Origin of the sequence: Vannielia litorea (assembly GCF_018424695.1) — a bacterium.
In the GTDB taxonomy this organism is placed as follows: Bacteria; Pseudomonadota; Alphaproteobacteria; order Rhodobacterales; family Rhodobacteraceae; genus Vannielia; species Vannielia litorea_A.
The window spans coordinates 1-6,408 of record NZ_QTNQ01000134.1; the positions used below are offsets into that span (position 1 = coordinate 1).

8 protein-coding genes are annotated in these 6,408 nt (G+C 69.5%); 3 read left to right on the forward strand and 5 right to left on the reverse strand.

The window, feature by feature from the left end:
- Positions 1-485, reverse strand: a 485-nt coding sequence (locus DYI42_RS22730) for a shikimate dehydrogenase family protein (protein WP_369334186.1), incomplete at its 3' end; no start/stop codon positions are given.
- A gap of 133 nt (positions 486-618) precedes the next feature.
- Here DYI42_RS22730 and kduD point away from each other — a divergent pair.
- The 3 genes from kduD (at position 619) to DYI42_RS22745 (ending at position 3,198) form a co-directional block, all read left to right on the forward strand.
- On the forward strand, positions 619-1,350 hold the full coding sequence (kduD, locus tag DYI42_RS22735; protein WP_213549252.1) for a 2-dehydro-3-deoxy-D-gluconate 5-dehydrogenase KduD: 732 nt from the start codon (positions 619-621) through the stop codon (positions 1,348-1,350).
- Positions 1,351-1,483: 133 nt separating this feature from the next.
- Positions 1,484-1,948 (forward strand): DUF3237 domain-containing protein, encoded by a 465-nt coding sequence (locus DYI42_RS22740; protein WP_213549254.1) that lies wholly within the window; start codon positions 1,484-1,486, stop codon positions 1,946-1,948.
- Positions 1,945-3,198, forward strand: a complete 1,254-nt coding sequence (locus DYI42_RS22745; RefSeq protein WP_213549255.1) for an AGE family epimerase/isomerase — start codon at positions 1,945-1,947, stop codon at positions 3,196-3,198. The genes DYI42_RS22740 and DYI42_RS22745 overlap by 4 nt, the downstream gene beginning before the upstream one ends.
- A 12-nt stretch (positions 3,199-3,210) precedes the next feature.
- Here the strand turns inward: DYI42_RS22745 and DYI42_RS22750 are convergent, their stop codons facing one another.
- Genes DYI42_RS22750 through phnK form a run of 4 tightly spaced genes read right to left on the reverse strand, consistent with a single transcriptional unit; the run spans position 3,211 to position 6,353 of the window.
- The gene (locus DYI42_RS22750; RefSeq protein WP_244868104.1) at positions 3,211-4,356 is read right to left on the reverse strand and encodes an alpha-D-ribose 1-methylphosphonate 5-triphosphate diphosphatase; all 1,146 of its coding nucleotides are present in this window, start codon (positions 4,354-4,356) and stop codon (positions 3,211-3,213) included.
- Positions 4,356-4,901, reverse strand: coding sequence for a phosphonate metabolism protein/1,5-bisphosphokinase (PRPP-forming) PhnN (gene phnN, locus DYI42_RS22755; RefSeq protein WP_213549256.1), 546 nt, complete (start codon positions 4,899-4,901; stop codon positions 4,356-4,358). The genes DYI42_RS22750 and phnN overlap by 1 nt, the downstream gene beginning before the upstream one ends.
- Positions 4,898-5,581 carry a phosphonate C-P lyase system protein PhnL gene (gene phnL, locus DYI42_RS22760; RefSeq protein WP_213549257.1) on the reverse strand — a complete coding sequence of 228 codons (684 nt, stop codon included), beginning with the start codon at positions 5,579-5,581 and terminating at the stop codon, positions 4,898-4,900. The genes phnN and phnL overlap by 4 nt, the downstream gene beginning before the upstream one ends.
- Position 5,582: 1 nt before the next feature.
- Positions 5,583-6,353 carry a phosphonate C-P lyase system protein PhnK gene (phnK, locus tag DYI42_RS22765; RefSeq protein WP_213549259.1) on the reverse strand — a complete coding sequence of 257 codons (771 nt, stop codon included), beginning with the start codon at positions 6,351-6,353 and terminating at the stop codon, positions 5,583-5,585.
- Between the last annotated feature and the right edge of the window lie 55 nt (positions 6,354-6,408).

Below are 6,408 nucleotides of genomic sequence, written 5' to 3' on the forward strand. Positions count from 1 at the left end.
GCCTCGGCCTTCGCGGCCTCGCGGTCGCACAGGCGTATCTCGGCAGCACCCAGCGCCACCAGGCCGAAGGCCAGCGCCCGGCCCACCCCGCCGGTTCCCACGAGGCAGGCCACCCCCGGCGGCGCGGCGCCCCGGGCCGCGCGGTAGGCCGCGATGAAGCCGGTGTAATCGGTGTTGAAGCCCTGCGGCTCCTCCGGCTCGAAGAGCACTGTGTTCACCGCCCCGATGGCCTTCACCAAGGGGTCGGCAATCACCACCTTGGCCGCCGTCCGCTCCTTATAGGGGTAGGTCACATTCACCCCACGATAGCCCCGCGTCGGGCAGGCCGCGAAGAGCGCGTCGAACGGCTCCCCCAGCTCTGCCGGAACCAGCCTGTCATACCGCACCTCGACACCGGATTGCGCGCCCGCCAGCCGGTGCAGCCGGGGGGCGGAGGAGGCGGCGATATTGTCACCGATCAGGCCAAGATGCAGCGGTGTGGGCATGGGGCTCCTTCCATCAGGCCGGGGCATAGGCCAGCCCTCGCGCAAAGGAAAGCCCCGCCCGATCGGGGCCCGCAGCGCCGTTGCCATCGCCGGAGCGTGCCGCCATGGTGCCCGGGCAACGGAGGGCGCGACGATGAACAGATTTTCCCTAGAAGGCCGCAGGGCACTGGTGACCGGGGCCAACGCCGGGATCGGCCAGGCGATAGCCGTGGGCCTCGCTCGCGCGGGCGCCCGGGTGACCTGTGCCGGGCGGCGCGGTTGCGATGAAACCCGCGCCCTGATCGGCGCGGGCGCCGACGAGATGCGCCTCGACTTCGCCGATCCGATGGCGGCCACGGGCGTGTTTGACGGCGCGGGTTACGACGTACTGGTAAACAACGCCGGCATCATCCGCCGCGCCGATGCGGTGGAGTTCACCGAGGCCGATTGGGATGACGTGATCGACGTGAACCTCAAAGCCCTCTTCTTCACCTGCCAGGCCTTCGCCAAAGCGGCGCTGGCCGACGGTCGGGCCGCCAAGATTATCAACATCGCCTCGCTGCTGAGCTTTCAGGGCGGCATCCGAGTGCCCAGCTACACCGCCTCCAAGCATGGCGTGGCGGGTCTGACGAAGCTGATGGCCAACGAGTGGGCGGCGCGGCGCGTGAACGTGAATGCCATTGCGCCGGGCTATATCGAGACGGCCAACACCGAGGCCCTGCGCGCTGACGAGGACCGCAATGCCGCGATCCTCGAGCGCATCCCCGCCGGGCGCTGGGGCCAGCCGGAGGACATTGCCGATACCGCCGTGTTTCTTGCCGCGCCCGCCTCGGATTACCTGCATGGCGCTGTCATCAACGTCGACGGCGGCTGGCTCGCGCGGTGAGCCCGCTCGTCCGCCCTCCGAGGCGTCCTCGCGGCGGCTGCGCGGGGGCGAAGAGACGGCGAGGCCGTCGATGAGCCGGCCGCTTCCCCTCCGCGCCCTGCCTCGCTAGGGTCGCGCCCGGAGGAGACCGCCCATGTATTTCGACCCGCCGCCACTCGCCCACGCCTTCGACCTCACCGTCGAGCTCGACCCGATCATGGAGATGGGCCCGGGCCGCGCCGGCCAGCGCCGGATCATCCCGATCATCGGCGGCAAGGTGGAAGGCGCGCGGATCAGCGGCGAGGTGCTCAACCTCGGGGCCGACTGGCAGACGATCTTCGAGGGCGGGCTGGCCGAGCTCGATACCCGCTACGCCATGCGCACCCATGACGGCGCGGTGATCGAGATCATCAACTTCGGCCTCCGCCACGGCCCGCCCGAGGTGATGGCCCGCGTTGCCGCCGGAGAGGATGTGGACCCGATGGAGTATTACATGCGCACCCATTGCCGCCTGGAAACCGGCGATCCGCGCTATGCCTGGGTCAACCGGCAGCTCTTCGTCGGCATCGGCGGGCGCAGGGCCGCCCGCGTCGAAATTTCGGTATACGAGCTGTCATGATCCTCCGAAAGTCCGCCACTCCCCGGCCCGGCAACCCCGAGGCCCCCGGGCCATGGATCGAGGACGACGCGCACCGTGCCTGGCTCGCCGCCGACGCCCGAAAGCAGTTCGATTTCTTCCGCAAGGCGCTTCGCCCCGAGGGTGGGTTCCATTCTCTGGGATGGAACGGCAAGCCCCGGCGCGACCCGTTGCAGGAGCTGCACGCCACCACCCGGATGATCCACAGCTTCGCGCTGGCCGAACTCAGCAGCCTAGGCGGGGCCGAGATGGTCGATCACGGCATGCAGTATCTCGCGCAGGGCCACCGCGACGGCGACGGCTGGGCCTGGGGCGTGGAGGGCACCGCCCCCAGCGACCGCCGCCGCATGGGCTACGGCCATGCCTTCGTGCTGCTGGCCGCTTCCTCGGCGCACCTGCTCGGCCACCCCGATGCCGCGCCGCTCATCAATGACGTCACCCAGGTGCTCTGGAACCATTTCTGGGAAGACGAGCCCGGCCTCATCGGCCCGGATTTCGGGCCGGACTGGCAGCCGCTCGACGGCTACCGCGGGATGAACGCCAACATGCACGCCGCCGAGGCGCTGATGGCCGCCTATGAGTCCACCGGCTGGGAGATCTACCTCGAGCGCGCAGGCAGCATCCTCGATTTCTTCCTTGGCACCATGGCCCCCGCTTGGTCGTGGCGCATCCCCGAGCATTACGATTCCCACTGGACGGTGGACGCAGGCTACGAGGGCGACCCGATGTTCCGCCCCGCAGGCACCACGCCGGGCCACAGCCTGGAATTCGCCCGCCTCCTGCTCCAGCACTGGGATCTTTCGGGCCGTCCCGCCAACGATGTGCCCGAGGTGGCCCATTCGCTCACCGAGCAGGCGCTCACCGATGGCTGGGCCGAGGAGGGCGGGCTGCTTTATACCGTGGATTTCGACGGCACACCGCTGCTGCGCGAGCGCTACTGGTGGCCGGTCTGCGAGGGCATCGGCGCGCTCGCCTCGCTGATCAAGCTCGATCCGCGCGCGGAATACGAGCTTTGGTATCGCAGGCTCTGGACCTTCGCCGCCGAGCATTTCATCGACCACAAGCGCGGCGGCTGGTTTCCGGGGCTTGATGCCAAGGGCAAGCCGACCGAAACCCAGTTCAAGGGCAAGCCCGACATCTACCACGCGATCCAGGCCACGCTCTACCCGCTCACCCCCGGCCTGTCGCGCCACATCACCAGCCTGCCTTCGCTGGTGGACGAGAAGGGCTGAGGCGCCGCCGGTTCAGGCCACCCGGCGCCCGTGGCTCCAGACAGCGCGGATCACCGGGGTCTCTCCCAGCAGGCTCACCCGCAGCAGGTCGGCCTTCAGCCCCGGCGCAATCCGGCCCCGGTCAGCCAGCCCGGTGGCCCGCGCCGGGGTGGCGGTGACCGTCGCCACCGCGCGGGGCAGATCATCCCACAGGCGGGCGAGGCGGAAGCAGGCTGTGAGCAGCGCCGAAGGCACGTAATCCGACGAAACGATGTCGAGCAGCCCAGCGTTTGCCAGCGCTTCGGCCGCCACGTTGCCCGAGTGCGAGCCGCCCCGAATGAGGTTGGGGGCGCCCATCATCACCGCGATGCCATGGGCATGGCAGGCGCGCGCGGCCTCCTCCGTGGTGGGAAATTCCGCCAGCCGAATGCCATAGCCCGCCGAGGTGGCCACGTGGTCTTCGGTGGTGTCGTCATGGCTCGCCAGCACCGCGCCGAACTGCCGCGCGGCTGCCACCGTAGCAGCCTCGTGCTTCTCGCCATGGGCCTCGCGCAGCGCCTTGAGGTTGGCCACATGCTCCAGCCATTGCGCCTCGGTCATGTTGCGCTTGCCCTGCACATAGGCCTTCAGCTTGCTCATGTCGCGGAACTGCCGCTGCCCCGGGGTGTGATCCATCAGGCTGACGATGCCGACCCGGTCCTCGGGGCCGAAGGCCTCCAACTCCTCGGCCAGCGTGGCCGAGCAGACCTCGGCCCGCAGGTGCAGGAAATGGCTGATCCTGAGCGCCCCGGCCCTGCGCAGCGCCATCAACTCGGAGGCGAGGCCACGGGCATAGGGCTCGTATCCGCCGTGCTCGTTTGGCACCGACCCCACGCGCATCGCGTCGAACACCGTGGTGATACCGACGCTCGCCAACTCACCGTCATGGGCGAGGATCGCGGCATCATGGGGCCAATCCACCCGTGGGCGCGGCTGGATGTGGCGCTCGAGGTTATCGGTGTGCAGCTCGATCAACCCGGGGATCAGCAGATCGCCGCCCATGTCCTCGCCATGGGCAGAGGGGCCGGAGACATCGGTGAACTCGGCGCCGCGAAACCGCACCGAGCCCTCCACCACCTCGCCGTCGAGGACAAGGCGGGCATTGGTGAGCACTGTCTCTGCGGGGGCGGGCATATCCATCACGGGGTGGTCTCCTTGAGGTCGAGCGCGGCTAGGAGTTGGGCCACAGACTCCTCCAGCGCACCGGAATTGTCGATGGTGGTCACATCGAGCCCGCCGGGGAGCGGCAGGTTCGCGCGGGCAAGCCGGGCCTCGATCTGCTCCGGCGTCTCGCGGCCCCGCGCGGTGAGCCGGGCGCGCAGGGCGTCTGCGCTGGCTGTGATATGCAGCACCCGCAGGCCCGGAAAGGCGGCAGCCGCCGGCTCCAGCATGGCGCGTGAGCCGTTGAACAGCACCACCTCGCCCCGCGCGGCCCGGTCTGCGGCCTCGCGCGGGATGCCGTAGGAAAGGCCATGCGCCGACCAGCTCAGGGCAAAGGCCCCCTCGGCGCGCAGCTGGCGGAACGTGTCTTCGGAGACGGGCCGATGATCCTCCCCGGTGGCCGCCTCCCGGGTCACGACACGGCGAACCAGATGAACCTCGGGGCGCGCGGCCCGGGCCGCCGCCATCAGCGTGTCCTTGCCCGCACCCGACGGGCCGACAACGGCAATGATGCGCCCGCTCATGCCGCCCTCGCCGGGGGAAAGCCGGTCACATCCACCTCGCGGTCGGCCACGCGGGCGCGGGCTTCCTCGTCGTGGAAAATTCCGACAATGGCGGCACCCCGCGCCTTGGCCTCCTCGATCAGCCGCAGCACAACCTCGCGATTGGTGGCATCGAGCGAGGCGGTGGGCTCATCCAGCAAGAGGGCCGGGAAAGGGTGGGCGAAGCCGCGCGCGATGTTCACCCGCTGCTGCTCACCCCCCGAGAATGTGGTGGGCGACAGGCCCCAGAGGGTGCGCGGGATGTTCAGCCGGGTGAGCAGCTCTTCGGCCCTGTGCAGGGCCTCATCGCCTGGGTGCCCCAGCGCCAGGAGCGGCTCGGCCACCACCTCGCGGGTGGGCACGCGGGGCACCACCCGGAGGAACTGGCTGACATAGCCCAGCACCTCGCGGCGCAGGGCGAGGATCTCGCGCGGCTCGGCTTGCGCCACATCGGTCTCGCCGACGCGGATCGAGCCGGAGGCGGCAAGGTAATTGCCCCAGATCATCCGCATCAGCGTGCTCTTTCCGGCCCCGCTCTCGCCGATCAGCGCCACGCATTCGCCCGGTGCCACCCTAAGGGCCGCGCCCCGCATCACCTCGATCACCGCGCCGCCCTGGTTGTGCAGCGTGAAGCTCTTGGAAACGTCCCGAAGTTCGATCATCTCACACCTGCAAGACTGAGCTGACAAGCAGCTGGGTGTAGGGGTGCTGCGGATCGTCCAGCACCTGGTCGGTCAGGCCGGTTTCCACCACGCGGCCGGATTTCATCACCATCAGCCGATGGGCCAGAAGGCGCACCACGGCAAGGTCATGGGTGACGATCAGTGCCGAAAGGCCCATTTCACGCACGAGCCCGCGCAGCAGGTCGAGCAGCCGGGCCTGCACGCTCACGTCCAGCCCGCCCGTGGGCTCGTCCATGAACACCAGCCGAGGGCCGGTGACGAGGTTGCGGGCGATCTGGAGCCGTTGCTGCATGCCGCCGGAAAAGGCCCGGGGGCGGTCGTCGATCCTGTCTTCGGTAATCTCCACGCGGCCCAGCCAGTCGGTTGCCGTTTCGCGGATATCGCCATAGTGCCGCGCCCCCACCGCCATCAGCCGCTCGCCCACGTTGCCGCCCGCGCTGACGGACATGCGCAGCCCGTCACGCGGGTTCTGATGGACGAAGGCCCAATCGGTGCGCCCCAGCATCCGGCGCTCGGGCTCAGACATGGTGACGGTGTCGCGCGGGCCCTCGGCACGGGTGTCAAAGGTGACGCTGCCGGTATCGGGCGCCAGGTGCCCGGCAAGGCAGGAGAGCAGCGTGGACTTGCCAGAGCCGCTTTCTCCCACGATCCCCATCACCTCGCCCGGGTAGAGATCGAAGGAGACATCGGTGCAGCCGATGCGCGCGCCGTAGGTCTTGCGGATATCGCGGACGGAGAGGAGCGGGGTCATGATCTGGCCTCGGTGTAGGTGGCGGGCGTCGGAGCGGGGGGCCAGCCCCCCGCAC

What these genes read in the sequence shown, in the direction of transcription:
- kduD (WP_213549252.1), top strand. Translation starts at nt 619, where the DNA reads ATGAACAGATTTTCCCTAGAAGGCCGCAGGGCACTGGTGACCGGGGCC.
- phnL (WP_213549257.1), bottom strand. Translation starts at nt 5,581, where the DNA reads ATGATCGAACTTCGGGACGTTTCCAAGAGCTTCACGCTGCACAACCAG.
- phnK (WP_213549259.1), bottom strand. Translation starts at nt 6,353, where the DNA reads ATGACCCCGCTCCTCTCCGTCCGCGATATCCGCAAGACCTACGGCGCG.
- DYI42_RS22740 (WP_213549254.1), top strand. Translation starts at nt 1,484, where the DNA reads ATGTATTTCGACCCGCCGCCACTCGCCCACGCCTTCGACCTCACCGTC.
- DYI42_RS22750 (WP_244868104.1), bottom strand. Translation starts at nt 4,356, where the DNA reads ATGGATATGCCCGCCCCCGCAGAGACAGTGCTCACCAATGCCCGCCTT.
- DYI42_RS22745 (WP_213549255.1), top strand. Translation starts at nt 1,945, where the DNA reads ATGATCCTCCGAAAGTCCGCCACTCCCCGGCCCGGCAACCCCGAGGCC.
- phnN (WP_213549256.1), bottom strand. Translation starts at nt 4,901, where the DNA reads ATGAGCGGGCGCATCATTGCCGTTGTCGGCCCGTCGGGTGCGGGCAAG.